General features: G+C 61.8%; 29 protein-coding genes and 2 pseudogenes. 5 read left to right on the top strand and 26 right to left on the bottom strand.

All coding sequences use genetic code 11. The features are described from left to right. Positions 1–10 precede the first annotated feature (10 nt). The 26 genes from G7020_RS16900 to G7020_RS17025 all read right to left on the bottom strand — a co-directional run bounded on the left by G7020_RS16900 (position 11) and on the right by G7020_RS17025 (position 22,360). On the bottom strand, positions 11–1,528 hold the full coding sequence (locus G7020_RS16900; RefSeq protein ID WP_181086344.1) for a conjugal transfer protein TraG N-terminal domain-containing protein: 1,518 nt from the start codon (positions 1,526–1,528) through the stop codon (positions 11–13). 12 nt (positions 1,529–1,540) lie between these two features. Further along, complete coding sequence (locus G7020_RS16905) at positions 1,541–1,882, bottom strand: hypothetical protein (protein WP_181067681.1); 342 nt, start codon at positions 1,880–1,882, stop codon at positions 1,541–1,543. After that, positions 1,879–3,279, bottom strand: coding sequence for an integrating conjugative element protein (locus G7020_RS16910; RefSeq protein WP_376747448.1), 1,401 nt, complete (start codon positions 3,277–3,279; stop codon positions 1,879–1,881). The genes G7020_RS16905 and G7020_RS16910 overlap by 4 nt, the downstream gene beginning before the upstream one ends. Positions 3,280–3,290: 11 nt before the next feature. Then, positions 3,291–4,226: a TIGR03756 family integrating conjugative element protein gene (locus G7020_RS16915; protein ID WP_180983605.1), complete on the bottom strand. Its 936-nt coding sequence runs from the start codon at positions 4,224–4,226 to the stop codon at positions 3,291–3,293. After that, complete coding sequence (locus G7020_RS16920; protein ID WP_181086345.1) at positions 4,223–4,660, bottom strand: TIGR03757 family integrating conjugative element protein; 438 nt, start codon at positions 4,658–4,660, stop codon at positions 4,223–4,225. The genes G7020_RS16915 and G7020_RS16920 overlap by 4 nt, the downstream gene beginning before the upstream one ends. A gap of 224 nt (positions 4,661–4,884) precedes the next feature. Beyond that, a complete protein-coding gene (radC, locus tag G7020_RS16925) occupies positions 4,885–5,385 on the bottom strand; it encodes a RadC family protein (RefSeq protein WP_041771763.1) in 501 nt (166 codons plus the stop codon). Between the two features lie 455 nt (positions 5,386–5,840). Beyond that, on the bottom strand, positions 5,841–8,708 hold the full coding sequence (locus tag G7020_RS16930; protein WP_181086346.1) for a conjugative transfer ATPase: 2,868 nt from the start codon (positions 8,706–8,708) through the stop codon (positions 5,841–5,843). Continuing rightward, on the bottom strand, positions 8,708–9,127 hold the full coding sequence (locus tag G7020_RS16935) for a TIGR03751 family conjugal transfer lipoprotein (protein WP_181070861.1): 420 nt from the start codon (positions 9,125–9,127) through the stop codon (positions 8,708–8,710). The genes G7020_RS16930 and G7020_RS16935 overlap by 1 nt, the downstream gene beginning before the upstream one ends. Further along, the gene (locus G7020_RS16940; RefSeq protein ID WP_181086347.1) at positions 9,108–10,532 is read right to left on the bottom strand and encodes a TIGR03752 family integrating conjugative element protein; all 1,425 of its coding nucleotides are present in this window, start codon (positions 10,530–10,532) and stop codon (positions 9,108–9,110) included. Before G7020_RS16940 ends, G7020_RS16935 begins: the two co-directional genes overlap by 20 nt. Beyond that, positions 10,532–11,389, bottom strand: a complete 858-nt coding sequence (locus G7020_RS16945) for a TIGR03749 family integrating conjugative element protein (RefSeq protein WP_181086348.1) — start codon at positions 11,387–11,389, stop codon at positions 10,532–10,534. Before G7020_RS16945 ends, G7020_RS16940 begins: the two co-directional genes overlap by 1 nt. Then, the gene (locus G7020_RS16950; RefSeq protein WP_181086349.1) at positions 11,386–12,060 is read right to left on the bottom strand and encodes a PFL_4703 family integrating conjugative element protein; all 675 of its coding nucleotides are present in this window, start codon (positions 12,058–12,060) and stop codon (positions 11,386–11,388) included. The genes G7020_RS16945 and G7020_RS16950 overlap by 4 nt, the downstream gene beginning before the upstream one ends. Continuing rightward, on the bottom strand, positions 12,057–12,452 hold the full coding sequence (locus tag G7020_RS16955; protein WP_181070865.1) for a TIGR03750 family conjugal transfer protein: 396 nt from the start codon (positions 12,450–12,452) through the stop codon (positions 12,057–12,059). Before G7020_RS16955 ends, G7020_RS16950 begins: the two co-directional genes overlap by 4 nt. 15 nt (positions 12,453–12,467) lie before the next feature. Further along, complete coding sequence (locus G7020_RS16960) at positions 12,468–12,770, bottom strand: TIGR03745 family integrating conjugative element membrane protein (RefSeq protein WP_312910650.1); 303 nt, start codon at positions 12,768–12,770, stop codon at positions 12,468–12,470. Positions 12,771–12,842: 72 nt separating this feature from the next. After that, a complete protein-coding gene (locus G7020_RS16965; protein ID WP_003291024.1) occupies positions 12,843–13,076 on the bottom strand; it encodes a TIGR03758 family integrating conjugative element protein in 234 nt (77 codons plus the stop codon). Then, positions 13,073–13,444, bottom strand: a complete 372-nt coding sequence (locus tag G7020_RS16970) for an RAQPRD family integrative conjugative element protein (protein WP_181086350.1) — start codon at positions 13,442–13,444, stop codon at positions 13,073–13,075. The genes G7020_RS16965 and G7020_RS16970 overlap by 4 nt, the downstream gene beginning before the upstream one ends. Before the next feature lie 131 nt (positions 13,445–13,575). Next, positions 13,576–14,325 (bottom strand): TIGR03747 family integrating conjugative element membrane protein, encoded by a 750-nt coding sequence (locus G7020_RS16975; RefSeq protein ID WP_181086351.1) that lies wholly within the window; start codon positions 14,323–14,325, stop codon positions 13,576–13,578. Then, positions 14,322–16,493, bottom strand: a complete 2,172-nt coding sequence (gene traD / locus G7020_RS16980) for a type IV conjugative transfer system coupling protein TraD (protein ID WP_181086352.1) — start codon at positions 16,491–16,493, stop codon at positions 14,322–14,324. The genes G7020_RS16975 and traD overlap by 4 nt, the downstream gene beginning before the upstream one ends. A gap of 10 nt (positions 16,494–16,503) precedes the next feature. Next, a complete protein-coding gene (locus tag G7020_RS16985) occupies positions 16,504–17,031 on the bottom strand; it encodes an integrating conjugative element protein (RefSeq protein ID WP_181086353.1) in 528 nt (175 codons plus the stop codon). Next, positions 17,028–17,591, bottom strand: a complete 564-nt coding sequence (locus G7020_RS16990; protein ID WP_181086354.1) for a transglycosylase SLT domain-containing protein — start codon at positions 17,589–17,591, stop codon at positions 17,028–17,030. Before G7020_RS16990 ends, G7020_RS16985 begins: the two co-directional genes overlap by 4 nt. Next, on the bottom strand, positions 17,591–18,316 hold the full coding sequence (locus tag G7020_RS16995) for a TIGR03759 family integrating conjugative element protein (protein WP_181086355.1): 726 nt from the start codon (positions 18,314–18,316) through the stop codon (positions 17,591–17,593). Before G7020_RS16995 ends, G7020_RS16990 begins: the two co-directional genes overlap by 1 nt. Positions 18,317–18,325: 9 nt before the next feature. Next, entirely contained in the window at positions 18,326–18,979 is a 654-nt protein-coding gene (locus tag G7020_RS17000; protein ID WP_181086356.1) for a hypothetical protein, read from the bottom strand. Beyond that, on the bottom strand, positions 18,976–19,497 hold the full coding sequence (locus G7020_RS17005) for a hypothetical protein (protein WP_181086357.1): 522 nt from the start codon (positions 19,495–19,497) through the stop codon (positions 18,976–18,978). The genes G7020_RS17000 and G7020_RS17005 overlap by 4 nt, the downstream gene beginning before the upstream one ends. A gap of 427 nt (positions 19,498–19,924) precedes the next feature. Next, a complete protein-coding gene (locus G7020_RS17010; protein WP_003291010.1) occupies positions 19,925–20,386 on the bottom strand; it encodes a methyltransferase family protein in 462 nt (153 codons plus the stop codon). 49 nt (positions 20,387–20,435) lie between these two features. Further along, positions 20,436–21,080 (bottom strand): DsbA family protein, encoded by a 645-nt coding sequence (locus G7020_RS17015; RefSeq protein WP_028238046.1) that lies wholly within the window; start codon positions 21,078–21,080, stop codon positions 20,436–20,438. Next, a complete protein-coding gene (locus G7020_RS17020) occupies positions 21,077–21,520 on the bottom strand; it encodes a disulfide bond formation protein B (RefSeq protein WP_181086358.1) in 444 nt (147 codons plus the stop codon). Before G7020_RS17020 ends, G7020_RS17015 begins: the two co-directional genes overlap by 4 nt. Continuing rightward, positions 21,521–22,360: a cation diffusion facilitator family transporter gene (locus tag G7020_RS17025; RefSeq protein WP_181086359.1), complete on the bottom strand. Its 840-nt coding sequence runs from the start codon at positions 22,358–22,360 to the stop codon at positions 21,521–21,523. Between the two features lie 67 nt (positions 22,361–22,427). On the opposite strand from G7020_RS17025, the gene G7020_RS17030 reads away from it, so the two are divergent. The 5 genes and pseudogenes from G7020_RS17030 (at position 22,428) to G7020_RS17050 (ending at position 25,757) form a co-directional block, all read left to right on the top strand. After that, positions 22,428–22,832 carry a MerR family transcriptional regulator gene (locus tag G7020_RS17030; protein ID WP_181086360.1) on the top strand — a complete coding sequence of 135 codons (405 nt, stop codon included), beginning with the start codon at positions 22,428–22,430 and terminating at the stop codon, positions 22,830–22,832. A gap of 451 nt (positions 22,833–23,283) precedes the next feature. Further along, positions 23,284–24,068, top strand: a pseudogene (locus G7020_RS17035) (IS5 family transposase). A gap of 111 nt (positions 24,069–24,179) precedes the next feature. Further along, positions 24,180–24,614, top strand: coding sequence for a disulfide bond formation protein B (locus tag G7020_RS17040; RefSeq protein WP_180983606.1), 435 nt, complete (start codon positions 24,180–24,182; stop codon positions 24,612–24,614). Then, positions 24,611–25,291, top strand: coding sequence for a DsbA family protein (locus G7020_RS17045; protein ID WP_181086361.1), 681 nt, complete (start codon positions 24,611–24,613; stop codon positions 25,289–25,291). Before G7020_RS17040 ends, G7020_RS17045 begins: the two co-directional genes overlap by 4 nt. A gap of 4 nt (positions 25,292–25,295) precedes the next feature. After that, positions 25,296–25,757, top strand: a pseudogene (locus G7020_RS17050) (methyltransferase family protein). Positions 25,758–25,826: the final 69 nt, after the last annotated feature.

The following is a 25,826-nucleotide window of genomic DNA, read 5'->3' on the forward strand; positions in this document are numbered from 1 at the left end:
GGTTCGCTGCCTACCTGAGTTTGCCTGAGAGCATTCCCGGCGCTTTTCCTCCTGCTTGACTTACCGGTCGTGTGCCATCCGAGAGCCCTTGTAGCAGTCCGCCGGTGCGTACACCGACCCAAGATAAGGCAGCAACCCAAAACGCGGGCAGCGTGATAAACATCGTGGCCATCACGAAGTTGACGACCATATCGCCGAAGGTATTATTCAAGCCGATCAGCGGATCGAAGTTTGCGTGCGGTCGGTTCCAGCCCCAGCCCCAGCCATAGAGCGCGTCGAGGATCGTCGAGTCGACCCAGCGCGCGAGCTGGAACCAGAAATCGACGAAAAACAACGCGAACTGCACGATGCTGATCGTGACTACGGTTTTGAGATCGTAGGTGCCGATAACCAGCACCAACGGGATGCAGATCACCAGTGCCATCTTTAGCAGTGCCAGAACCATCGGCAGCGCCTGCCGCATCGCATCCATCGCGGGGAAGAATCCAATGGAGCCGATAGTCAGCCCGGCGTCACCGACGGCACGGGTGGCGACATTGGGGATGGTCATTTCGATCTGGCCGCCGTAGTCGCTGTAGACCGCCCCCTGGTTGAGCTTCTGCTGCCGGGGCGACGCGATGGCGCGAATCACCGAATCGTTGACTTGATCCTGTGACAGGAAACCGGCCCAGCCGCCGATCCGCGTCAGCAAGCTGGGGTCGACCTGGCCGAGCAGGCGCGCACGTAGTCCGTTCCTGCTGCCGGACCACCATTGACTGCAGGTTGGATAACCCGCGCCGCTGGGCACCTCAGTCAACCCAGCATCGCGGGCACTGTCGTAGGCCCAGCCCTCGCGTGGCGTCATTGCCCGGTAGATGTCGTAGTAACCCGCAGTGTTGAGGAAGAAGCGCGAACCGATCCAGGTCACGTCGTACATCTGCTCCTCGTCCAGGGTCGGGCGATTCATGAAGAGCTTGGCGCGTGCAGGTCCATAGCAGTCGTGAGTGAAATCGCTCACCTCTTGGGCGAGGACTGGATCATCGATGCGGGTGGCGTCGACCTCCATGCGCATCTGCCGCAGATCGGTGCCGCAGGGGATCGCCGCCACCGCAGCGCCGGTGAGCGCCCGCGAGACGGTGTGCATGAAGGCCCACCACACCGGCACTTTGGCCGACTGGTTGTTGAGGGTGCTGAAGGACTGGGACCAGCCTGTCTCAGCAGGCACCGGGACACTCACTTGGCATTGAGCTGAGCGGGTGCGATCGAACTGGAGCGTGTTGAAATCCACGTCGATGAACGGCATGCCCGCGAACAGGATAACCACGATGGATACATAGACGCGGCTCTCGATGCGCACGGCCGACAACGCGCCCTTGTTGCCTTCGTCGGCACCTTCGGCGCGAGCCTTGAGCCATTCCTGAATGATGATCGCTAAAAAGGGTATGGCGAATACGCCACTGGCGACGAGAACTGCCCAAATGCCGTTGTGGACGATCCAGGAGACAAGCGTCAGGTAATACTCAAGGTAATCGGTGGTGTAGAGGGTCATTGCAGCCTCCGGTTATCCGCCTTGTACGAACTGGCTGATTTCCAGTGCCGCTATTGCGATGACAGCAGCGATTTCGGCCGTCCGCAGGCGCCGGTGAGTGCCGGTTTCCGCCTCGCGAGCCAGTACACGGCGCCGCATCCAGCACCAGCCCCAAGTGGTGCTGGCATAGAGCAGTAGCCGCCAGGCCAGGAAATGGCCGCTATGATCATCCAGCCATTGCTGCCAACCCTCGATGCCGCCGGCCAAGTGGATGCCGACGACATTGGCAGTGATTGTCGCGACCAGTAGCAGAAGGACCCACAGCAGCGTCAAACTTGCGCGACGTAGCCAGTGGCGCCGCCACGCCATGCTCATGGAGTGCTCCCGCTGCTTGGTGGGCGCTGCAACTGATCGAGCCGGTCGCGGGTCGGATCACCTTGATAGATGCCTCGCGAGCCCGCAGAGCGTGCGCTGTGACGCTGGATGATGGCAGTGGGCGAATTGCTCGCCAGCTCGCGGCGCAGCTCCAGCTCGGTTTTCAGGTTATGGATTTCGCGGTCGAGTAGATCGCTTTCGCGTGAAACTGCTTTTTGCGCTAATTCGTTGGCTGCAACGTTCGGTTCTTTGCGTCCAGTCAGCAGGGTACGTTGCAGCAGCAATGCTTTTTCGAGCACGCTGGACAAGGCGATTTCCGAAGCGAGGCGCCGCGCCAGGATGTCTTGATCGGGTTCGTCGCGCAGTGCTTCAATCACGCCGCGCGTGATTGGCAGCGAGGCGCTGCCGACCGTCTGTAAATTGTCGAAGCTTAGGGGCTGGCTGCCGGCGATCAGCCCCTGGAGTACTTCGAGCCTCTCCTCGTATTCCTCCTGGATCAGCGGCGTCAGGCCGACTCCGGGCATCGTCATAGTCTTGGTGCATGCTTCGCACGTGCGCTGCTCTTGCTCGCCCAGCACCCGTACGGCCCAGGCTGAGGCTGCGGTGGGCGAGTTCCAGGTCTGGCAGGTCAGGTTGCCACCGCAACTGCTCGGATCGATTGTGCTGGTGTCGTCGACATCGCGCCCGTTAACCAGGTTGTAACCGGCGCGGGTGACATCACTGACGACGCGAATCGGGCGCTGCCCCATGCCTCCCGCATTTTCACCACCGACCCAGGTCACCCCTTCGTTGCCGCGGCTAGATTCGGTCTGCTCAATGGCTGATACGGCGTCGGTACTTGAAACGGCTTGCCTAAGTACCATGCCATCGGCGAGCTGGCTCCATCCGATCTGGCCGCCGGCCATGTCGCCCATTTTCTCCGCCATTGCGCGACAGGTCAGTTTGGAGCGGTCGAAGTCCAGCCGAGCCTGCAGCACGCCGTTGGTCAGCAGGTTGTATAGCCCGGGGTCCGCCCTCTGAATGATCAGTGCAGGCAACGACGCCACGGCGGCCGTAGCGTTCTGAATGACTGAGGACATGATGGTCTGGAACCCGTTGGTCACGCCGTTCAACTGGTTCTGGATCGTGGTCGAGATAGACATATCGCCGCAGATCAGATTGCTGTCCCAGCCGACGCCAACGCCAATGGAGCGCATATTGGACGCGGGTGTCATCGACACGGCCTGGCCGCCGCCGATCGAATACAGCACATCGTCACCGATCACGGAGCCCTGATGTTGCACACCATGTTGGTTGACGCTGGTCTGAGCAGATGCATTGGTGCATGCCATCATCAAAACAGCGGTTAGAAGGAGAGGGCGCGGCATTGCAGCAGGAGAGGATATGCAACGGGTCATCATGGCCTGCCTCAGTTGAAATCGACGCTGCCCAGAAACACCTGACCTTCGCGTTCGCAGCAGCTATAGGGTCGCCACAGCGCCCAGGCGTAATCACCCTGCTGCGCCTGCACGCGGTTTTCGGAGTGAGGGAAGACCGCGCACGTGCGAGAGAGCGTCGGTGTCAATTCCTGCCACTTGCCTGTCGTGGCGTCGCTCTCGATCAGATCTCCGGCTGGCCAGTAGCCGTCCGCGGCATCGGCGAGCAGAGGCTGGTAGAGGTGGATTTGGCCGCGGCGGGTGACGACATCCCCGGCACGTTGGGCCACCACCGCGCCGGCCATGTAGTCGTCGCTTTGGTGCAGGAAGCCGCCGCGTGGATAGACGTTGCCCCAGAGGTTGCGGTCAGTGCGGGTGCCGATCTCGCGTTCGCCTGGAGTCAGCGCTTCCGGGTACACCATCTCGGGGATGTTGTAGCGCCACGCGATGGTGTCGAGGGTGCTTAACAGGTAAGGCATGAAGGCGGTGCCAGCACCTTCGCAGATATAGCCGAAGCCGGAGGCGAACTGGCTGAATACATAGCCGCCGGGGTGGCCGATCACGTCGGCGTTCTTGAACTTCGCCAGGTTGTTTTCGTGGTTCTCGTTGGTCGTACCATCGCCGCCGGCTTGTGCCGTGGCGTTGGGTTGGCTCATCGACTGCACATCCACCCATGGATTCGCGCCAGTGTTCGAGTAGCTGGACACAACCGCGTCGGGCACGTAATGCCTGACCTTGACCGAGGTCTCCACGGAGCAACTGAAATACGTACAGAGCAGCCAGAAACAGATCCCGGCAACGCGATATTCCAGACAATCCGGTGAGAGCGTCGAGGATGCGATGGTCGAGGTGTCGAGCGCGAACGACGGGGTCCCCGTCGTCAGTAGAATGGCGGCGATGCCGGCGCGCAGGCGGTGAGAACACATCATGGCTGCGTTCTCTGATGCGCTTTGATGAGCGCAACCGCCTTGGCGACGTCCGGCTCGCCATAAACCACATAGCGTTGATCAACCACTACAGCGGGGATCGTGGTAATGCCCAGGCTCCAGGCATCCACCACGCCTTGGTAAGCCGTACCAAGGCGCGTCTGTAGAAAGTTGCCGCCGTCTTTTAGTCGCCGTTGCACGAGGGCGGTACTGCGCGTGGGGTCGGCAGGCAGATGGGCACCCAACTCGGCCTTGATTCGGGCTGGCTGATCCAGCTCGATAACCCGAACGCCGCGGGTAGCCGGTACCGGGTGCTGGCTATCGGTAACAACGAGAATGTTCTTGGCCTGCGCCAGCGGGCCGAGCAGCGCTGTGCAAAGCGCTGTGGCAAGTACGTACATGCGCAGTTTGGGTGGGCAAGGAAGCGGGGCTGGCATGTCAAGCTACCGTGAAAGTGGATTGTGCCGGCAGTTGACTCGACGGAAAGGGACACGGCGACAAACAAACGGGAATCACGGCCTTCCGATTTAATCGCGAGCCGGAGAACAACGCGGAGCCAAAAGGTTTCTGTGCGGAGATAAGCAGGCGCGGGGCGGCGCGCCCGAGTGGGCGGCCGACTCCGTGCAGGTAGGGAAAAGATTGCGCCGCGTAGCGACGAGGACTACAGCAGGCCATTCGAGGCGAACGAGAACGGTTCGCCCTTGCCGACGATGAAATGATCCAGCAACCGTACTTCCACGCAGTCCAGCGCATTTTTCACGCGCTGGGTCAGTCGTTCGTCCGAGGATGAGGGGTCTGAGCAGCCGGACGGGTGCTGGTGCGCGACGATCAGGGCGGCGGCATTGTGGGCAAGCGCTCGCTGAACAAGCACGCGGGGATGAATTTGAGCTGCGTCTATTGTGCCCCTAAACAGCGTTTCACAGGCGATGACCTGATGTTTTGAGGACAGGAATACTGCGACGAACACTTCGCTGGGTTCTGGCATCAGCTTCAAACGCAGATAGTCGCTGACAGCCTCCGGGTTGAGCAGTAGGGGGCCATCGTTGAATAAGCGGCGCTCCAGTAGCTCAATAGCCTGCGCGATGATGCGGTTTTCGTAGTCGAGAGCCGTTGGCGGACAGGATTTTGCCATAGAGTCGAGGCGGACTAAGGATGTGAGCATGGGATGACCTCCGCGGGAGAGTTCGGAGGTGCGCCCATGGAGGGTTTTCCCTCCGGGGACGATGGTTGTGGTGTCTGGATGAGCATGGCATCCGCCAACGCCTTGGCGGTGGCTGTTCGCACAGGGATGCAAGGCGAACGGGAGTGGTCAGCGCGGCAATGCGGCGCCGTAGCCTTGAGGACCGTGGCTACCGACTTGCAACGTCAGTTGAGCGCAGCATGGCTCTGAGCACGACAAAGAATCGGAAACTGATTCGTCCGGTTTAAGTGTCGCTTTAACTGATGCGTCGCAGAGCACGTAGGAATGGCGGGATTCGGCGTTTGGGCCAAGGCGGTTCCGCTCCCAGGATAGCGCCTGGCCGTGAGTTCGGGTGTGCAGGAGGATTTGGTTCCCATCGCTCAATAGTCGGCGAAACACCGATTACACCTGTACATTTAGTCTAATTTAAGAGTTCTTCAACGGACCTTGCTCAGGATGCTCCAGTCCATCGACAGCGGGGCGATACCGCGCGCCCGGTCAATGTTCTCGGCAATCTTGAGCGCGGCGTCGAGTTCGCTGATGCCATGCTGTTGCATGAGTTGGTAGCGCTCGGCTTTTTCCTCCGGCTCGGTTTGGGCGAGCGCGAGATAGAGGCTAGGGGGCACCGCGCGGAACAACAGCTCCATACTGCGCGACAGGATTACGCCTTCCGAGAACTTGCCGGTCTCCTTTCTGGCAGAGAGCATCAGGGCTTTCTGCGCCGGAGTGAGTTCGCGGAACTTGGCGATTTTCTCTACCTCGTCTGGTGGCATGCCCATACACAACCACCATTCCATCATGTTCAACATTGGCTCGGCGGCTTTGGGCAGGTCGTCCAGGTTCTGCGTTGCCAGCCAGAACCAGGCCCCAAGTTTGCGCCACATCTTGGTGATTTTGACGATATAGGGCGCGAGTAATGGGTTCTTGGTGATGATATGCCCCTCGTCGGTGACGTTGATGATCGGACGGCCCAGGAACTGGTCGCGCTCGGCGATGTTGTTGACGGTGTTGATCAGCGAGATATAGGCGATGGAAAGCTGAGCGTTGTAGCCCTCCCTGGCATAGGTAGCCAGGTCGACGATGGTGATGTCGGCTTCCGGCCAGGGCGTGCCGGGGCGGTCGAACATATCGCCATCGCTGCCCTGGGTGAACATGTCCATGGCATCGGCCATTTCCATCAGCCGTGCACGGCGAACCTCGGGTAAAGTCGTGTCGCGGCTGCGCTCGCGCAGGGCATCGCGAACGTCCCGCGTGAGCACCGCGCGTTGCTCGGCGACACAGCGCTCTGCCGCGTCGAGGATGCATTGGCGAACCAGGCTGCGATCAGCACGCGTCATGCGCGCTTCCTCGCGTTCTTCTCCTCCTGTGATCATTAGGCGGGCGGTGATCTCCAGCTCACCCAGGACGTCGCGCTGCTCATCGCCATCGTTAGCTGCGTCGTCTTCATCCAAGGCATCGGCGTCGAGCGTTTGCACCTGGCAGGGCGTTTCCACCAGCCGGTGCGCATCGGCGAACGGGGCGAGGCTGACGCCCGAGCCGGGCGCGAGTTTCACACGATGCACGGTGAGACCCAGCCGCGCGGCGAAATCGCCGTACAGGCCAAAGGAGTTGCCGGCTTCGACGATGAACAGTCTTGGTCGGTAGATCGCGGTGACTTGGTTGAGCAGATTGTTGAGCGTGGCCGACTTGCCGGAGCCGGTCGGGCCGGCGAGGAACAGGTGCGCATTCATTTGCCGATCGAGGCGATTGAGCGGATCGAAGGTGATGGTGCCGCCGCCGCGGTTGAACAATGTGAGACCGGGGTGGCCGGTGCCCTGGCTGCGCCCCCACAGCGGTGCCAGGTTGGCGGCGTGTTGAGCGAACATCAGCTGGGTGTACCACTGGCGCTTGTCCAGCGCAGGGTCGTAGACGCAGGGCAGCCAGCGCAGATAGGTGTTGAGCGGTGCGACCTCATCTTCTTCGCGTACCGGTTGCAGCCCGGCACCGAGCAGCACGTTGCCAAGTTGCAGGCCGCGTGCGTCCAGCTCGGACTGGTCGCGACCCCGCAGATAAAAGGTGAGTGCGCTCCGGTACAACTTGTGAGCGCTGCCGATCAGGCTGCGGGCCTGTTGCACATCCGCACGGGCCTGTTCCGAGGCTAGGGTGTCGCCCACGGATTTGCGGCCAAGGTGGTTGAGGTGCGCTTCCAGCACATCCTGCGGCGTGATGACGAGCGTCAGGCACTGGATCGTGTCTTCCGGCAGTTGGTCGAACAGCGCATTGACCGCGTCTCCCTTGCGGGTTTCGCCGGTGACGTGCCCGGTCGATGGCGGTGTGCGCAGGCGGTCGACGGCGATAGCGCGGTGTGGCATTCCATCGAAGTGCCATTGGCCCTGAGCGACATCCGAGCGTGGCTGACTGAAGAAAAGCCGCTGGCTGAAATCCGTGCCGCTGGCCAGCTCGATCTCGCCGGGCTCCTGTTCGTCCGGGTAGCCGGTCAGGGCATAGAACTGCTCCCGGTCCTCTGCGGTGTTACCTACCTGGGTTGGATGGGGATTGAACCAGCGTAACAACCAGGCGTGGATGTCCGCCGCGCCTAGACGTCTGGCGCGTACACCAGCATGGGCCAAGCCGCCGACAAGGCGGTCGCAGACTCGGTTGAGGGCCTGCTCGGGCGCTTGCCCACGGCGCTGCGGCGCGTTGCCGACACGGCGATAGACGATCATGCGCGTGCGCCGGGTCTGCCCGCGCCAGGGCAGGCGCGTGACGGTGTTGTCCTCGAACAGACCGCCGGGCTTGGCGATGGACTGCAGATGGTGGCCAAAGAACCGCAGGTAGAACTCGGTAAAGGCGGTGCCTTGGGCGCGGGGCTGGATGTAGGCGCGCAGCTCGTCGAGATAACGGTCCCAGTTGGGGTCGTCTTGGGCGTAGAGCTGCACGACCCAGGGGTTGTCCTCTAATTCGTCGAAAGCATCCTGCAGTACGTTTTCCAGCGTGTCGCGGACCTGCAGCAGCCAGGCGGGTTCGCGTCCCTCCGTGCCGACCGGGAGCAGCTCGTAGAAGGCCGCCACGGAGGTGCCGTCATCAAGCAGCATGCACTGTGACTGGTGCAGATACTCGGCCCACGGCAGCAGGTCGGTGAACGAGGGCGCAACATCGTAGAGTGCTTTCTCGTCGGCCTGAGTGGCCGGCTGACGCGAGACGTGTGCGGTGCCAGGTTCAGCAATGCCGTGGGTGCGTAACTCGGCGACATGGCGAGCCCAGGCGTTCGCAGGTGGCGCGGGTTCCTCGGCCTGGCGCCGGTGCTTGAGTAGGGACCAGACCATCAGTAGTCCTCGACCCGTTCGCCAGGCAGTGCGTACTGCACGCGCTGGTACAGAGGGAACAGCGTGGTGTAGCCGGGCACCGGTACCGGGTCGCTGCCAGCCAGGTGCGGGAACACGTACATCAGCAGATCGGGGTTCGGCAGCCGATGGAACTGACGGTAAATTTCGTTGGCGGCCGTGCGTGTATAGCGGGCCTGCACGATGGGTACAGCGTGTACATCGGCCTCGGTCAAAGGCCGGCGCAGGGCCTGGCGTGCATCGAACAACTGCCGGGCGGTTCCGCCGCCAGTCTCGACGTTCCAGATATCGAGCATGGTGCTGTCGTCGTGCGGCAGTAGTTCGTCCTTGCTTGTCGCGCAGCCGCCGAGTGTGAGCACGACGGCCAACAGCGTCAGGCTGTTAGTCCAGATCTTGCGCATGTGAGCTTCCTCCAAGACGGTGATCGACGCGGCGACCTTTAGGGTCGTAGTCGATGGTCAGGGGTTCTTCGAGATGCACTGCGACGCGTGCGCCGGGCTTGACGTAGACCGCTGCGAACGCCTGGCCGTAGAGCTTGTTGACCCAGGCAGACATGTCTTGCACGCCGCCGGCGAGGATGCGGCCCATAGCCTCGTTCGCGCCGATGCCTACGGTACCGATGGAACCGTCGCTGCTCATGTAGGAGGCCTGACCGCTGTCAGAGTCGATCAGCGAGGCGACGCCCGCACCGGCCGCGGTGATCAGGGCTTGCGTGCCCAAGTACTGCTGCGCGTTGCTGCGGCGTTGGCCACTGACGCAGGGAATGCCGTGCGGGTCGCTGATCCAGCCCATGCCATCCTGTGTGTCGTTGCCGTTGTTGCTTTGTTGGCGGTTGCTGCCGCGCTCGTCGTCTTTTGGGAGGGTGCGGATTGTGCCGTCCTCGAAGACAAACGTGACCGAGCGGACCTGCCCGCGCACGCAGGAGAGGGTCCAGTCGCCCGAGGCGGTGCCGCTGACCACGGCACCGGCAACGTCCGGAATATCAATACCGTTCGCGGTGAGGTTGTCCCGTCCGATCAGGACTTTGAATGGATACGGGTCGCTGACGGTGCCGTCGATCGGTACGCGGCCGATCAGTGCCGTCATGGAGATCGATCCCATCAGGGTCGAGTTAGTCGGCACGGTGTAGACGGCTGTCGTCTCGGGCACTCCCACCGCGCGGCGTCCAGCGTCAACGGCGGAGCTGGCAGCAGTTTCCAGCGTCTTTTGCGCCGGCCCGAAGCGGGTCGGGAAACCATGGTCACTGGCATTGTCGGTGTTGCGCTGCTTGCCATCGTCGCGCCGGTCCTCCGGTTCGATCCAGAGCAGGGTATCGCCAGCTAGGCTGTCGTCTGGCTCAAGGCCTAGGCCGACCGGTAGGTCGGCGCGGTTATCCTTGCCAATGCCATCTAGCCGCTGCTGCAGCTGTTGCAGCAGGCCCTGGGTTTTCTGCCGTTCGCTGCTGACCTGCTGCCGGTCCTGATGCAGCTGATTGCGTTCGCTGTCGAGCGCGCTTTGGATGCGACGGTCGATGGTGCTTTCGCGTTGCCGCAGCCGTAGGTTCTCTTCGCGCTGAACCTTGTTGTCGCCCAGTGCGGTCTGCAGCTCGGTGCGTAGTTGACGAACCTGGGCGACTAACGTTGCAACGGTGTCACGTGGGGTGTCGCCCTCAATACCGAGCGCTTTGGCTTCATCGGGCGTGAGCCGGGTAGCTTCTTCCAGTGTTCCGGGAATGTCGTTGCCGCTGGAGAACAGCTTGATGCCGACGAACACTAGCAGCAGCGCCAGGGGAATCATCAGCCATTTGAGCAGGCCATTGCTGTGCATCAGCGGCCTCCTTCATCTTGCGGAACAGTCAGGTTGAGGGAGGCATCGACAGGCGCGATGGTTGGCAGCAGGGCCTGCGCCAGCCCGTGTCCACGGGTGATCAGGTAAACGACAGTGGTGTCGTCCGGCGTGCCGCTAGGCCCCAGCGTCGAATGCTGGAAGGTCGCGGTGAGGAAGTGGCCCTGCAGCGCGCGCGGGTCCAGATCAAGCCAGTGCGAGGCGCTGTTGCGCAGGCGCACAGCACTCACCCACAGGTTTTCCAAACGCCACGCCGCGAGCGCCTGGGCATGTATGGGCAACGTCGGTAGCAGGCTGTCCAGCGCCAGGTCGCGGCGTAAGGCTGCGCGTGTAACGCCCGGCACGGGTTCGATGGTTCGCAGCGGTGCGTAGAGGTTTTGTGCCGCGTAACGGGTAAGGATGACGGGCTGCGGTGTCGCTCGCACGGGTGGGGCAGCTGTAGCACTGTCATCTGCATCCGTCTGAGCAGCGGATGGTGCAGTCTCGATGATGCGCACCGGCTCCAAGGGTGGCTGGCCCTCCCGCTCGGGTTCGGCGGCGATGTCGAGCAGAATGACGGTACCGGTATCGGCGTCCTGCAGTTGCAGCCGGGTCGGTTCGATGGGCTCGCTCGCCAGCAGGTAGATGGCCCCGGCGGCGCTCTGCACCCGCAGGCGGCTGCCGATCGATGCGGGCACCCCGACGCGGACATTGCGCTCGACAAAGACGATGCGCTCCTGGCCGACCACGAGCGGTACGGCCAGCGGCAGCCGCTCCCAACGCATGAGCTCGGTGGCATGGGCGGCGCTGCACAGGAGCAGTGCGAGCGCCGCAAGAGGCAGTGGCAATAAGCGGTTCATGGCATTTTTTCCTGTGAAGGGGCGGGCGCTGCCGCCGGATCGACAGGAGCGGCAATGCGCTGCGGCGCACCCTCGTAGCAGTCGATGGCAAGCCCGAAAGGGTTGCGCTGAGGGTCAACGTCGATCCGCAGGACCTTGAGCGGGTACCGCACCAGGGCGCGTTTTACTTGCTCCGAGGCGTAGTATTCATCTGCCGTGACGTCGAGGTTTACGACCCACTCGCGGGTGGAGATTGTGCGCACGCGCAGCGTTGGGTTGTCGCCGTAGCCGCGGCCCGGAATCTCGTAGATGCCGCGTACGCGCCGCCGCAGCTCTCCAGCATTGCGGCGGTACTCGTAATCCTGTTGCAGAAACGCTTGGCAGGCGGGCGTTAGGTAGGGCGAAAGCGCGTGCAGGTTGCGCGGGTAGTCTTCGTCGCCATTGGTGGGCCAGCGCTGGAGTTGCTGCCAGACGTAGAAGGTGAAGGCGTAAACGCTCTCAGGCGGCACGTCCCACCATTGGCGCGTACTGCCTGAACGCAGGTCTGGTGGCACATGGATGGTCAGGTCGCGTGGCGCGTTCCACCAGCCAACGCCCATGACCAGCGCGAGCACGACCAGTGCGCTGGCCCCGATACGCAGGGTCTTGATGTGGGCTTCGAGCCGCAGCACTTCGTTCTTGAACCGGCTCACAGCGCCTTGCTCCGGCGTGTCGTCCAGTAACCGGAGCGTATTACCAGAGCGTGACCGTCGGTGAAGGGCGTGAGCTGCGGCAGATTGACAGCGATCCACCACTGCAACTGCCGGTACAACCAGGTTTCGGGGCGGCCGCGTTTGAGCCGGCGCAGCATACCGCCACCGATGAAAATACCAGCGGTGACCGCCAGCAGCATGGCTGTGGGGACGATGGCAATCGTCGCGAACATGAAGGCCAGTGGGATGCCACTCGCAAGACCGATCACGCCTGATGACCCAGCGCAGACCCACAGTTCATTCGCCGTCAGCCCTCGCACCACCACGGGGTGACGATTGAGACGGTGGGGTAGGAACGCCACCGTCCCGTCCGGATGAATGTCTTCAGCCATGTCGGCATTCCTTGGTCAGAGAACGCCGATGGCTTCGGTCAGCAGCCAGATGCCAACCACGAGCAGGATCGCACCGACCGCCACGGTCAGACCGAACTGGCCCCAGGTTGAGCGGCCAATGTGGATTTCCGCATAGCGGGTGTATGCGTGATAGCAGACGCCGACGAACATTGAAGCGACCACGAGCAGTGCAATAAGCATCACGATGTCGTAACCGTAATTCTGCAGCGTTTCCATGATGCCGCCGCCCGTGCCGCGCGAAGGGTTTTCCAGGGTGGGCAGATCGGCGTGGGCGAGAGGGGGCAGCACGCTGAACATCGGCAGTGCAGCCAGGCTGGCGAAGTGGAGGGGGCGGGAAATGCGGGTGAGCGGCTTCATCATGGCTACCTCTTACGAGAGCAGGAAAAAGGTCAGCACCAGGTACAGCACGGCAAAGCGCACCACGACGACCAGGAACTGACGTTGGGAAAGCTGTTCTTCTGCCCAACCGACGTAGGCGCTGCGCATCGCCCAGGCACCCCACACGAGCAGGACGGCGAACACCGCACCGAGCAGCACGGTCGCCATGTCGGAAGGGGTGATGCCGCTGTTGGCCTGGAACGCGGCGGTCTGCGCGGCGTTCATGGCGCGACCTGCGGCTCGAGGGCGGCGGTAGGCTGACGGTAGTCGCCAAGCAGCAGGGCGGGGTCGCGCGGTTGCGCACGCGTTGGGGTGAGGTAGTCGTGGATGCCGGCGCGCACGCGCTCAAGGTCAGCGGTGAGACGGGCGTAGTCGAAGTGGTAGCGGGCGCGTTCGTCCTGTTGCTGCGCGGCTTGTTGTGCGACGAGCCGTTCGATGCTGTCGAGCTGGCGCAGCGCGGCGGCGAGCCTGGCGTGTTCGGGCGTGGCATCGTCCGCGCTGGCGTGGCCGGAAACGCATAGGCCGAGCAGCAGCGCCAAGGTCAGACCGGGCGCGTGATGCCTGTCGGCTGGTGAGGGAAGTCGCTTCGACATTGGCCAATCCGCAATTTGCGAGAAGTGGCTAAATGCTCTCGGTATGCCTGAGGAGCTGCCTTAAACAATGGGAACCTGGGTGTGTCCCTATTACAGGCAGACTCAAGCGTCACTACCCACTGGCTAGCGAATCACAAGTATTTCTTGAAGCTGGCTGCGGTGATGTTCACCGCCAGGCCGAGCAGCGCCGCGCTCGGCAGCAGCACCAGCAACGGATGTACGCTGACGGGTAGGGTGAGGTAGATGATCCATGGCAGGACCGCCAATGGCATCAGGCTCGCCTTGGCGCGGTGGTAGACGAAGCCTGACTCTCTGCCCGCGCCGAACTTGCGGATGTCACGCCGCACCAGACCATCAATCATGCCGACGAAGGCAGCCAGCAGAAATAGTGGCAGCGTCAGTACCAGGACCAGCACTCGAACCATGAACGTCAATGCTGTGAATGCGGCGGCGATCAGGTATCTCTCGCTCCAGACGTAGACTTGACTGATGTAGAAACGGATGTCTCGGCCATCGCCATGGCTGGGTGCGTGGGAGCGCGCCGAGGCCTGGCTCACCCAGTCGAGCAGGCCGGTCTTCACGAAGATCCATTGGTGGGCGCCCTCGACCAGCTGGTGCGCGGTGCGGCCTGGCTCCTGCACCACCGCGCTGCGGGTGAAGTGCGTGGATAGGTGGTTCAGTTCGTAGTCGAGCATGCCCTGGGCGTGACGCCAGCCCTGCTCGGGCCAGAACAGGTGCATGCCGGCGCATTCGATGATGATCGACAGCAGCAGCGAGCCGATCAGCACGCCGAGCATACGCAGCGGCAGGGTGATGATGCTGGCGAGCAAGCCTCGCTGGTGGGTTTGTTCGCGTTGCGTGGTGCTGGCCGGGTCCTTCATGGCCGTGCCTCGGCGTTGCTTGTCTCAGTGGTGGTGAGGTGGCGGAAGCCATCGAGCAGGTCGTCGGGCAGTGATTGATCCTGTAGGCCGGGAGTGCCACGGTTTTCCCACCAGTCGCTGGCTTCGACATAGTGCTGGCGCATGTGGCTCGCAAGCTGCTGTAAGTCCTCGGGCATCATTTCGTCAGGGTCGGGTACCGGCAACGGCATGCGGATTTTCCAGAGCTGGCCACCTTGCAACAGGGCAAAGGCCTGGCCTTTTGGCAAGCCAACCACGTGTGCGGGTTCAATCATCGGCACGCTGGCGGTGCTGATGCGATCCTGAGCATTGGAGGTGAAATCTGTTGGCCCTCGAACGTCGGAGCTGTCAGTAGCCCCGCTGACCAGCGTCGTGGTGTAGACGTCCACTTTTGGAAGCTGCCGGGTGAGTAGCTCGGCGGTCGCGGTTTCGCGCACTCTCAGCATGAACAGATTGTTGAAGTTGCCGATAACTTGGCCCGCTTTTGCGCGGTTGCCAAGACGGGCTTCGATGTCAGAGAGCGTCTGCGTATAGGCGGTGATCTGTAACCCTGCGCCGCCGCCCTTGTTGACCAGAGGCACGAATTCATCACCCATCAGCTCATTGAACTCGTCCGCATGGACGTTGATAGGGACTCGTGCTCCCGCTGTTGCGCCGGGCAGCCCGTCGTCGATGCCAAATTTGTAGATATGGCCGGCGACCGATACCAGGTCAGCGAACATCGAGTTGCCGACTGCAGCGGCAACTTCCGCATCCGACAGGGCATCAAGGCCGACATAGACCACCGCGCGTTTGCGGACGACCTGCATCCAGTCGAAGATTGGCCTGGGATCGTTGAGGTCGGAATAGTTCGGTGCGAGTAGCTGCGCGGTTTTGCCGGTGGTGAGTTTCTCCAGCAACGGTAAAAGGCTGGCGACGATCTTGTCGAAATACGTCCGGTCATAGCGCACGGCACTGCGCAGACCGTCGAGTACCGGGTCGTAGGTGCGTACCTGTGAGAGGTATTGCTCCAAGGCTACGACCCGCTTCTCTCGCCCGATCATATTGCGCGGGATATTTTTGTCGTTCAGCCGGCTTTCGAGCTGGACGATGATTTCCCAGGCCTTCGGTTCGTGCTTGGCGAAGTAGTGCTGCGCGTACTCGATAAAGAGCGCGTCGATGTTGACGACATGCCGCTGAATCAGCAGGTAGTCGGGGCGCTGGCCCAGCTCGACGAGGGCACGGGCGATGATGTTGACGAACCGCCAGGCGAACTCCCTGAAAGCGGCGCTATTGCCTTCACCTGAGAGCTGTCCGGCGATACGCGTGGCCACTTCGCTGATCCGCCCGAACCGGCCCACTGCGTTGTAGCGTGCGCTGAAATCATGCCAGCCCAAGTGGAAAACATAGAACTCACGTTCGCGCCCGGCGCGTTTGGCCTCCACGTACATCCGCTTGAGTAGGTCTGCATCCCCTTTGGGGTCGAATACGATCACCACCTCGTGCTCTCCGGCGGCGTTGCGCCGTCGAATGTCCTGAGTCACGAACAGCTCGGCCAATCGGGTCTTGCCGACCCGTGTCGCGCCCAGCACAAGTGAGTGTCCGGCTCGTTCTCCGAGTGGCAGGCTGACATCGACTTCGTTTGGCTCGATGCCGTGCAGCCGCGGCAGGCCGCCGACCGGTGGCAACGGGCGCACCGGATTGATGGGAACGTCCCAAGTGGTGAGCTTGGCCAGCTTCGATAGTGGAAACGGTGCGAACTCCAGCCGCTCTTCCAAGCGGCGTGCCAACTGGTAAGCGGGCGTAGGTTCCACATAGCGGCGGAACTCGGGCCTGAAAGTCTGCGTCAGGCGGTGCGTGTGCCGTTGTTCCCAGCGAAAGCCTCTGCCTATGAACAGCCGTTGCTGGCCGACAGGCACATTACGGCTGGTCATCACATAGCGCGGCAGGCGGCGGATATTGCGCCGGTAGCGCAGGATGACCAGCGCATCACGCAGGCGAATCGTGCCGAAGGTGAGAAAGGCAAGGGCGCTGCCCAGGCCAATCGATGGGCTCAGCGCCAGTGACCACGGTGCCATCAGGGACAGAAACGCGGCGGCGGCGCAGACCGCCACGCTGTACAGCTCCACGGCTGGCCGCAACAGCACTTCTATCGCGTGGCTCTGGGCCATGGCCGGCGCTTCACTGCTCGACGCCGGTTGCCGTGATCAGCACCGGGTAGTGGCGCAAGCCAAGGCGCTCGGCGAGATCATCCCCCGCAACCGGTGACAGTAACAGCCCCGGCACCAGCGCACGCAGCGCAGCCAGGGCCTCGGCCGACTTGACGTTGACCACTAGGCCCACGGCATTGAGCTCGTGTATGCGCAGTGCGCGCTGACGCAGCCAGGCGCGCGAGCGATTGTCGTCGCCGACGAGAAAGAACGGCGGCATTCCCGGCGCTTCGATCAACCTACGCGCTACATCGCCCGGTGACAGCTGCATCGAGCGCACCGGCAGCATGTCGGCTTCGTTGAACGGTTTGGCTGGCGGACGCGGAATCTCGATGGGTGATGCGCTCACCTCGGCGCGCGGTTGCAAGTTCAAGGCTTCGTAGTACGGCAAGGCCGACGTACCGCCATGGTCTGCGACGATGATCAGCGCGTCAGCCTGGGTGGCCAGCGACAGCCACGGCAGCGAAAGATACGCGACGAGGATGGTCAGGGATTTCATGGCAGATTCCCTCGCGAAGTGATTTCCAGCTGGGAGGTACCCAGTACGCGGGCCAGGTGCTGGCCGACGCTGTGGCGGTAGCGCGCAGCCGGCGCACCACCAGCCGGGCGGTGGTAACGACCGATGGCGAGCAGCCAGTCCTCTCCTTCGAGGTGCTGCTCGCGCAGGATCTCGGCGGCGATGGCCAGGTTGCGGTAAGGGTCGAGCAGGTCGCAGGGCTGTGCGTAACGCTGCGGGTGGTAGCCGAGATTGATCTGGCCGAGACCCGCGTCGATGCGCGTGGCGGGTGTGCGCTTGAGAGCCTGGCGCAGCTCGCTGCAAGCCTCGGCACGGGTGGCGTAGCGCTGCGCCTTGCCAGCGACGTTGAGCGTCCATGGCCACGGCACCAGGCGGCCACGCAAGCGGATACCGCTCTCTTGCAACGCGATGGCGTACAACACGGTCGAGGGAATACCGGCGCGCTTCGCAGCGACTTGATAGGCCGGCGGCGGGATTTCCCGCGCCTGGATGGGGCTTGCCAGTGCGCAGGCCAGCAGCACGAGCGCGTGGCGGCGCGACATTACCGCTGCCGCTGCCACTGGTTGCCGACCTTGTGTACGACTGCCGGCAGGTCACCCTGCAGATTCAGCGATTGCCAGCGTCCCGAATCGTGGTTGAGCGTGATCTGGCCGCTGCGCGCCTTGGCCGGGTCGATGCCAATACGTTGTGCCCAGGCGCGAATACGTGCGTCGTCGGCGTGGCTGTCGACGACGTAAATGTCGAATTCCATACCAGCAGCTTGCAGCCGCTGCGCTGCCCGATCGCATGCGGGGCAAGCGTCCTGGACGAATACGGCGAGCCGTCCGTTCGCCGTTGGCACAACCGGCGAGAATGCCAGGCCGGCATCGGGCAGGATGACGCGCGGCATATCTGTGTTGAGCCGCTGCCAGGAGTCGTCGTAAGCCCGTTGGTACGCCAGCAGCTTTTCGACGCGGTGGGCTTCTGCTTCGACCTGCAACTCTGCATAGCGTCGCCGTTCTTGGTCGGAGCGCGCCTCGATTCCTAGCGCGGTAAGTGGGTCGAGGTTGGGAGAATAGATACCCAGCGGCCCTCGCATCAGCGTCCGGTAGCGCGCCCATTCCTCGGCGCTCAGCCCCCAGCCTCGGGCGTGCTGCTCGTCGGTGCGCTCGGTGGTCATCGGTCGCTCGCGGGTGTGCAGGTTGTCGGCTGTGAGGGTTTCTGCTCCGTGGACAAGGTTGCCGGTCAGCAGGACGATCAGTACGGGGACGATATGGCGCTGCTTCATCTGCTTGTACTACTGCGCGGGAATGGGCAGGCGACGAGTGTCGTCGCCGTGTCGGAACACGGCAGCGCTCCCTTCGATGGTTTCGAGATGCCAACCGGCTTCCGCCTCGCCGGGACGCAGCAGGCGAACCTGCGAGAGCGTGTTCGAGGCGGCTGACAGAATCGAAAGGAAGCGCTCGCCGGCGCGCCGCTCGGCACCGATCACACGGAATGGCGGCTCGATGGTCTTTGGTTTGGCGGGGGCGGCAGCTCGCGGGTGGGGCGCAGTCGATGATGCTGGGCGAGGTGCGCTGTGCCGTATTTCTAACTGCTCGATGCGGGCTTGCAACGGCACCAGATTGTCCGCTGTTGGGAGGCTAACCAGAGCCTGGTCGATGGTATTTAGTCGCTGCTCCAGCGCCTGGCGCTCGGCTTCATAGCGCGCCTGTGGAAGGGCGTCCGGTTGCTGTTGGGCTTGCTCGACCTGCTGGACCAGGTCGGCCAAGCGCTTTTTCAGCACGGCGACCTGCAGGCCGGGGGCGCTGGTTTCGACCTGTGTTGCCAGCCCTGAAAGAGCGACATGATCGATCACAACGGCAGAGCTGATGAGCAGCAGCCAGATGATGGCGGCGGCGCGTAGCAGCGTGCCGTGCCGGTGGTGCCCACTGCTCGGTATCGTCGTCATGGCTGTGGCTCCCTAGCGGCACCGGGAGCGGTATCCGCAGTGGCGGGTGGGGCTTCGGCTGGCGTGTTGAGGGGCTGAGTGAAGCAGACGCGGCGTGCGGTGTGATCGACGTGCAGCGTCCGCGCTGTCCCGGCCAGGATCAGCAGGGCATCGCGTAGCTGCAGCGGGCCAAGGTGGTAGTGCGCCGCCGGCAGCGGGAGGCTGCCCAGCGCATCAGTTTCACGTCCGCTGCAGAGCTGGTAGCCGGAGCGTTGCAACACATGGCGTAGCGCGTCAGCGACGTTGGCGTTGAGAGTGTCGGGAATGGAGACGTCGACGACCTGCAACAGCAGATCCTGCTGGGCGGTCGTCGGGGTCAGCTCGACAAGGGTGTAACGGCCATAGCGGACTGCCGGGACGTATTCCGGTGCTGGAACCGCCACTTCTTCCTGAACGGGAGTGGGAGAGGGCGGCGTTGCACAGCCAGCCGTCAGGACGGCCAGCAGCAGGCAACTGCGGTAGGAAATGGCGGCGTGCATGGTGCGGCTCTCGGCAAGGTCGAGCCGAGACCATCGCCATTCTGCGAAGCCGCATCAGCAAACAAAGGGAACTGCTGTCTGCCGGTTTTCATGAGCTCCTACGCTGAGCCAATCTCAGGAGTGGTCAAAAAACGTCAGGTGAATGAGAGGCCCTCGGTTGTGAGCATTTCAGGAGTTATCGAAAGGGTTATCCACAGGTTTTGTGGATAAAAAAAGGCTGGCATCTCTGATGCCTGTCTCGACCACAGAGGTTCGATACAGCTTGGATCATCAAACAGGCAGACGAGCTAGGACGGTACTACCTGGGGCATCAACTGGCAGAAATCGGCAAAAGCGGGCATTCAACCTCTAGGTCGTTGCCACAAATTATTGCTTTGGAAGACCGCTGGCTTCCAGATGGCCGTTCTAACACGGTGGACTAGCCAACTTAGAGCCAGCGACGCACCTGCGCCTGATAGACCTGGAATTCGCTGCCGAACAGGGTTGTCAGGGCGCGCTCCTCAGGGTTGATCTGGAAGCGATTCATATACAGGACGAACCCCAGCACCCCGAGCAATGCCAACGGTGAGGCCAGGTAGCAGGCCCAGGCCAGTAATAACAGAGCAAAGCCGACGTACATCGGGTTGCGTGAGTACCGATAGATACCCGAGCGCACCAGCGCTGATGCAGTTTCAGGTTTAAGCGGATTGACGGTGGTCTGCGCCTGCCGAAACGACAGCACTCCGGCCACACTGAAGCAAACGCCAATGGCCGACACGAGCAGCGCCAACAGCACACGCACAGAGAGCGCCAGGTCGAGGCTCGGCACATATCGGGCGACCAGCCACATCAGCAGCCCGAACAGAGCAGTCACAATCGGCGGAGGTATCTTGTTTTCCAGTGCTCGCATAAAAACTCCCGATTAAAGCAGTCACGGCGTTTGCGCCAGTCTTGGTGTTTTAGCGCACTTTCTGCAATTCGCTTTGCACCAACTCCAACAGAGGCTCTGGGCCGAACTTAGTCAGAAGCTTTCCGTTGACGAAAAAGGTGGGCGTACCTTGAATGCCGACTTTCTTCACGTCCGCAGCATCTTTGGCCAGTATCTCGTCGATGGCCGGCGAGTTCATTGTGGCGCGGGCCTTCTCGACATCCAGACCCACTGCGGCGGCCGCTTCCCAGGCTTTCTGTGCTTGCGCGTCGTCATGCCACAGCGGCTGTGCTTCCAGCACGGCGGCCAGCACCGGCTCGTAAAGCCCCTGCATGCGCGCCGTCTCCAGTAAGCGCACGGCCTCTTCCGAGCCCCGGTGGAACAGCACATAGCGCACGACCAGGCGTACGTCCTGCGGGTACTGCGCCATGATTTGCTTCACGTAGGGGAAAAACGCTCGGCAGCTTTCGCACGAAGGGTCGAAGAACTCGACGATGGTGACCGGAGCGTTGATCGGCCCAATGATTGGTGAGTGGAAACGCACCAGCGAGCTGCTCGCCTGGGTGACGACCTGAGCCTCCTGGGGGGTGGAAAACCGCTGGTAGAGCATTGCCGCCACGACGAATCCGGCAATGGTTACCGCGCTGATGGTCAGCACGACGGCACGTCTATTCATACAAGGGTTCGCCGACGAATCAGGACAAGAAGCAGGACAATGGCAGTGAAAACCGCCAGGGACAAAAGCGGCAACGGTACGCTGCCGAAAATCAGCATGTCGGCCCCGGAACAGGAGGTTCCGGCGCTACAGGGTTTTTGATCCTCGGGGATCACGCCGACGAACAGCAGGCAGTGATACAGGGCCATCACCCAGCCGATAACGGCCAGAGGTAAGGCGTACCGCCAAACGGTGAAGTCGGCGCGGTAGAAGGCGATAGTTAATATCACCGCCAGCGGAAACATGAAAATTCGCTGGAACCAGCACAGCACACACGGGGTTCTGCCCATGACTTCGCCGATAAACAAGGCGGCCAGGGTTGCGGCCACCGCCAGCAGCCATGCGGTGGCTAATAGCACCCAGGTGCTTATGGTGGAATGCACCGGTACTTTCAGGCTCATCTACTCGTCCTTTTCCTTGGTTGGGGATGGCCCGCAACAGCTGTCGATTGCTGCTGTGTCGTAGCATGAAGCCTCTACCGCTGCTGGCTGGCAACAAGCACTGCCGTTCGTCTCGGTTTGCGCCGGACTCTCAGTCGCGCAACAGCGCTCTGCCTGAGCGTTGAGCGGTGGGTTGCAACAGGTGCTGAGTATGTTCACTGCTGGCGCTGCACTTGGCAAAACCACTGCATGCCGACGCCACTCCGCCCAGGACTCGGCAAGCACCTGCCGCGCGGAATGCAGAAACAGCGCCGCGATGGCCAGCCCAACGATCACGTCTGGCCAGAGGGTTCCGGTAATCGCAACCAGAATGGCGGCGATGATCACGCTGACATTGGCAATCAAGTCGTTGCGTGAGCACAGCCAGGTGGATTTCATGTTCAGGTCGTCGCTGCGATGACGGTACAGCAGCGTGAAACAGAGCGTGTTGGCGATCAGCGCCGCACTACCCACCAGCCCCATCCACTGTGCCTCGGGAACGCCACCCGTCACCAGCTTGCGTATGGCGTCGACGATTACCAGCAGGCCAAACAGTAACATCAGGCTGCCCTTGAATAGCGCCGCGCCAGCGCGAGTACGCGCGCTGCGGTGCAGCACATACAGGGTCAGCGCATACACCGATGCATCGCCGAACATATCCAGTGAGTCCGCCAGCACCGCTGTCGAACCGATGATCCAGCCGGCGACAAACTCGACCAAAAACATCAGGCCGTTGATCGCCAGAACGATATAAAGCACACGGCTTTGCTGGTCACGCAGCTGTGCTAGTTCGCTTGCCTTGTCTTCGCAGCAGCTGTCCATGACCGATCCTCAGTTGGGCTGAATACGGTTAGGATGAAGGTTATAGCGGCTATAAGGTCAAGCAACGATGAGCACGGCGAATTACACCATTGGTCAGCTGGCCAAGGCGACAGACACCAAAGCGGTGACGGTTCGCTACTACGAGCAACTGGGCCTACCGCCCTCGGCAGGGCGCACGCCTTCGGGCTATCGCGTTTATACGCATAGCGAGCGCGACCGCCTGCTGTTTATCCGTCGAGCTCGTTCACTGGGATTCACCCTGGATGATGTGCGCGAACTGCTGGGATTTGCCGATCAGCGCGATGCTTCCTGCGCTGCGGTAGATGCCAAAGTAGGCGAGCAATTGCATCAAGTACGCGCCCGCATCCGTGACCTCATGGCTCTGGAGATCGAGCTGGAAAAACTGATCGCCTGCTGCCAAGGCGGAGTGATCGAGCAATGCCGAATAATCGATGCTCTGTCTGGTCACTAATATAGACACTATGAGTGTCAGCCTTGGGTCGACTGTTGCCCTTCGCGACAGGCAGCAATTGGCCCAGGTTGTGTAAAAACGTTTTTGCCTAGAAGCGGCCAGCTGAACTGACCCCAAAATCGCGTCGCTACGAAAAATCCAGGTCTGCTGAACAGCCAAGCTCCGTCAGATTTTACGTAGGGACCCAGACTTCAAAACGGGGTGTGCGTTTTTACACAGCCTGGGCCGTTCTCTGCCAGTGCGACCGGCATCGTCAAGCTTAAGACAGCGGATCACGGAAGATATAAAGAAGCCAGGCAGTGCTTGGCTTCTTGTAATCGTCGGAGGGGGTTAAGTAAGGCGTATCCTCGTACGGGAAGGCTAACAAGGCGCCAAAGCCTGCAGCGCTCCTAGGTTCTGTACGAAAAGTCTGAACGGGTAGAATCGGCGCCATGACAGGCTGCAGGCCCGCATGGCAAAGCGCTACGAACTCCCGGATGCCGCCTGGGAGCTGATCGCAGATCTGGTTTCCCCCAAACAGAAGATGGGGCGGCCTCGCAGTGACGACCGGCTGATGGCGCGACTTGCCAGAGCGGCTCGGCCCATGGTCGACGTTATATCAGCGCTTTCGCGACAGGAGTGACGACGGCACGTTCGACCGGGTGCTTGAACGCTTGCACATTCGCCTGAGTCAAGAAGGCCTGATCTACCTATACCTGGATGATTGACTCAACAGCAGTGCGAGCAACCCGAGCTTCTTCTGGCGCCGGGAAAAAGGGGGGCCAGAAGAACCGGTAGACCATACATTGGGGCGTAGCCGAGGCGGCCTGACCACCAAGATCCACATGCTCTGCGATGCCAACGGTGTGCCTCTGCGCTTTTTGCTGTCGCCGTGTCAAGCCAGCGACATCTCACATGCTCAGGCACTACTCCTGGATCAGGTCCGGATTCCCGGCAAGCAAGGCCGGCCTCGAAAGCGCTGTCGCTGATTGCTGGCGGACAAGGGCTACGATGCTGAACACCTGCGCCACTACTGTGACCGTTACGGATGCAACCTGTGATTCCGCTGCGGAGCATGAAGCACAAGACCAAGCCGGGCTTACCCCGGCTGTTTGATCGCCCGACATACCGGCAACGTAACATCATCGAGCGGATGTTCAGCTGGCTGAAGGAAAGCCGCAGGATCGGGACTCGCTATGACAAGCTGGCAGTTTTGCCGCCATGGTCACGTTGGCTCGCACGCTGCGATGCCTATGACAGTACTTTTCGTACAGAACCAAGCCTTGCCGATAAAAGGAAGTATGATGTTCCGAATCAACTGGATGGCCGTTCTACCGCAAGTGCTTACATCCCCACGAGTTAACCGAAATGAATCCTCAACCTCCAAGCATGACCTGGAATCTGCTGCTGCTAACCTGGCTGGTCGCACTGGTATCGACGCTGTCCGCGCTGTTCATTGGTGAGGTGATGGGCCAGGCACCCTGCGTGTTGTGCTGGTTCCAGCGTGCCTTCATGTTTCCGCTGGCGGTGATCCTGGCCATAGCCTGCTACCGCTCGGATTTTACAGTCTGGCGTTATGCCCTACCGCTGACCGTTATCGGTGCGGCGCTGGCATTTGTTCACACGCTGCTCTATGCAGGGCTGATTCCGCAGCCGATCCAGCCCTGCACGGCCACTGGTCCATCCTGCTCAGGCGCCGGAATGACCCTCTTCGGCGTGGTGCCCCTGCCGGCACTCGCCTTGTTCAGCTTTATCCTGATCGCCATCCTGCTCATTCTCATCCGTCGGAGAACAACTCCATGAATCGCCGTTCCGTGGTCCTGATCGTCAGTGTCGTGATCCTGGCCGTCTTTGCTGCCGCTGCATTCTTCTATTCCCCCTCCCAGTCGCCTCAACAGGCCCAGGCTCCCGGTTCGACCGCCCAAGAGGCCGCGACACAAACCAAACAAGGCGGCGGCCAGTTGGTTCGCTTCCACTCACCGGTGCTCGGCCCGGCGCAGGCTCCAGTAACCATCGTCGAATTCTTTGATCCTTCCTGCGAGGCATGTCGCGCCTTTCACCCCTATGTGAAGCAGATCCTCGCCGAGAACCCGGAAGACGTGCGTTTGGTGCTGCGCTATGTACTGTTCCATCAAGGCTCCGAAGAGGTGGCGCGAATGCTGGAGGCGGCGCGTAAGCAAAATCTCCATGAACAAGTGTTGGAGGCTGTGCTGGAGGCCCAACCCGGTTGGCACGATGATCCCAAGGTAACGCAGGCATGGGCTGCCGCAGAGCGCGTCGGTTTGAACTTGGAGCAGGCCCGCCAGGAGATGCATACGCCTGGCGTCAACGCCGTGCTGGAAACGGACATGCAGGACGTTAAGGCCGTTGGGGTTCGTGGCACGCCGACCTTTTTTGTCAATGGTCGTGCGCTCAGCGAGTTTGGCCCGGAGCCGCTGCGCCAGTTGGTGAACAGCGAAGTGGCCAAGGCACGGGAATAACACTATGAGCGCGCTGGAAAACCGCGTGCCACCGCTGCTCGTGGCGGGCCTGATGGCTGTGCTGATGGGTTTGTCGGGAACCAAATTGCCGGGCTTCGAACTGGCATGGACCGCGCGCCTGACCTTCGCTTTGCCGGTACTGCTCCTGGGGCTCGGCGTGTGCCTCGCCGGCGTACTGTCGTTTCGCCGCGCTCGCACTACGGTCAATCCACTAATGCCGCAGCAGGCTTCGGCATTAGTGGAGGCTGGCATCTAGCAATACAGCCGCAATCCCATGTACTTAGGCTTCGCCATTATCCTTGCGGCTTGGGCGCTGGCCTTGGCCTCGCCTCTGACCCTGCTGGGCGTGGTTGCTTTCGTGCTGTACATGAACCGTTTCCAAGTAGCACCCGAAGAGTGGGCGCTGGAAGCACTGTTCGGCGAATCATTCGTCCGCTACCGCGCACAAGTCCGCCGCTGGCTCTGAGCCTCGGCGGCGTTAGCGTCTGCCGGGGCTTACTCGTCACATCAGCATGCCGAAGATGCCCACGACCTA

This window comes from Stutzerimonas stutzeri (assembly GCF_013522825.1).
Taxonomy (GTDB): Bacteria; Pseudomonadota; Gammaproteobacteria; order Pseudomonadales; family Pseudomonadaceae; genus Stutzerimonas; species Stutzerimonas stutzeri_AK.

Coding starts and splice junctions, on each gene's coding strand:
- G7020_RS16900 (WP_181086344.1), bottom strand. CDS start 1,528: ATGACCCTCTACACCACCGATTACCTTGAGTATTACCTGACGCTTGTC.
- G7020_RS16905 (WP_181067681.1), bottom strand. CDS start 1,882: ATGAGCATGGCGTGGCGGCGCCACTGGCTACGTCGCGCAAGTTTGACG.
- G7020_RS16910 (WP_376747448.1), bottom strand. CDS start 3,279: ATGACCCGTTGCATATCCTCTCCTGCTGCAATGCCGCGCCCTCTCCTT.
- G7020_RS16915 (WP_180983605.1), bottom strand. CDS start 4,226: ATGATGTGTTCTCACCGCCTGCGCGCCGGCATCGCCGCCATTCTACTG.
- G7020_RS16920 (WP_181086345.1), bottom strand. CDS start 4,660: ATGCCAGCCCCGCTTCCTTGCCCACCCAAACTGCGCATGTACGTACTT.
- radC (WP_041771763.1), bottom strand. CDS start 5,385: ATGCTCACATCCTTAGTCCGCCTCGACTCTATGGCAAAATCCTGTCCG.
- G7020_RS16930 (WP_181086346.1), bottom strand. CDS start 8,708: ATGGTCTGGTCCCTACTCAAGCACCGGCGCCAGGCCGAGGAACCCGCG.
- G7020_RS16935 (WP_181070861.1), bottom strand. CDS start 9,127: ATGCGCAAGATCTGGACTAACAGCCTGACGCTGTTGGCCGTCGTGCTC.
- G7020_RS16940 (WP_181086347.1), bottom strand. CDS start 10,532: ATGCACAGCAATGGCCTGCTCAAATGGCTGATGATTCCCCTGGCGCTG.
- G7020_RS16945 (WP_181086348.1), bottom strand. CDS start 11,389: ATGAACCGCTTATTGCCACTGCCTCTTGCGGCGCTCGCACTGCTCCTG.
- G7020_RS16955 (WP_181070865.1), bottom strand. CDS start 12,452: ATGGCTGAAGACATTCATCCGGACGGGACGGTGGCGTTCCTACCCCAC.
- G7020_RS16960 (WP_312910650.1), bottom strand. CDS start 12,770: ATGTTCAGCGTGCTGCCCCCTCTCGCCCACGCCGATCTGCCCACCCTG.
- G7020_RS16965 (WP_003291024.1), bottom strand. CDS start 13,076: ATGAACGCCGCGCAGACCGCCGCGTTCCAGGCCAACAGCGGCATCACC.
- G7020_RS16970 (WP_181086350.1), bottom strand. CDS start 13,444: ATGTCGAAGCGACTTCCCTCACCAGCCGACAGGCATCACGCGCCCGGT.
- G7020_RS16975 (WP_181086351.1), bottom strand. CDS start 14,325: ATGAAGGACCCGGCCAGCACCACGCAACGCGAACAAACCCACCAGCGA.
- traD (WP_181086352.1), bottom strand. CDS start 16,493: ATGGCCCAGAGCCACGCGATAGAAGTGCTGTTGCGGCCAGCCGTGGAG.
- G7020_RS16985 (WP_181086353.1), bottom strand. CDS start 17,031: ATGAAATCCCTGACCATCCTCGTCGCGTATCTTTCGCTGCCGTGGCTG.
- G7020_RS16990 (WP_181086354.1), bottom strand. CDS start 17,591: ATGTCGCGCCGCCACGCGCTCGTGCTGCTGGCCTGCGCACTGGCAAGC.
- G7020_RS16995 (WP_181086355.1), bottom strand. CDS start 18,316: ATGAAGCAGCGCCATATCGTCCCCGTACTGATCGTCCTGCTGACCGGC.
- G7020_RS17000 (WP_181086356.1), bottom strand. CDS start 18,979: ATGACGACGATACCGAGCAGTGGGCACCACCGGCACGGCACGCTGCTA.
- G7020_RS17005 (WP_181086357.1), bottom strand. CDS start 19,497: ATGCACGCCGCCATTTCCTACCGCAGTTGCCTGCTGCTGGCCGTCCTG.
- G7020_RS17010 (WP_003291010.1), bottom strand. CDS start 20,386: ATGCGAGCACTGGAAAACAAGATACCTCCGCCGATTGTGACTGCTCTG.
- G7020_RS17015 (WP_028238046.1), bottom strand. CDS start 21,080: ATGAATAGACGTGCCGTCGTGCTGACCATCAGCGCGGTAACCATTGCC.
- G7020_RS17020 (WP_181086358.1), bottom strand. CDS start 21,520: ATGAGCCTGAAAGTACCGGTGCATTCCACCATAAGCACCTGGGTGCTA.
- G7020_RS17025 (WP_181086359.1), bottom strand. CDS start 22,360: ATGGACAGCTGCTGCGAAGACAAGGCAAGCGAACTAGCACAGCTGCGT.
- G7020_RS17030 (WP_181086360.1), top strand. CDS start 22,428: ATGAGCACGGCGAATTACACCATTGGTCAGCTGGCCAAGGCGACAGAC.
- G7020_RS17040 (WP_180983606.1), top strand. CDS start 24,180: ATGAATCCTCAACCTCCAAGCATGACCTGGAATCTGCTGCTGCTAACC.
- G7020_RS17045 (WP_181086361.1), top strand. CDS start 24,611: ATGAATCGCCGTTCCGTGGTCCTGATCGTCAGTGTCGTGATCCTGGCC.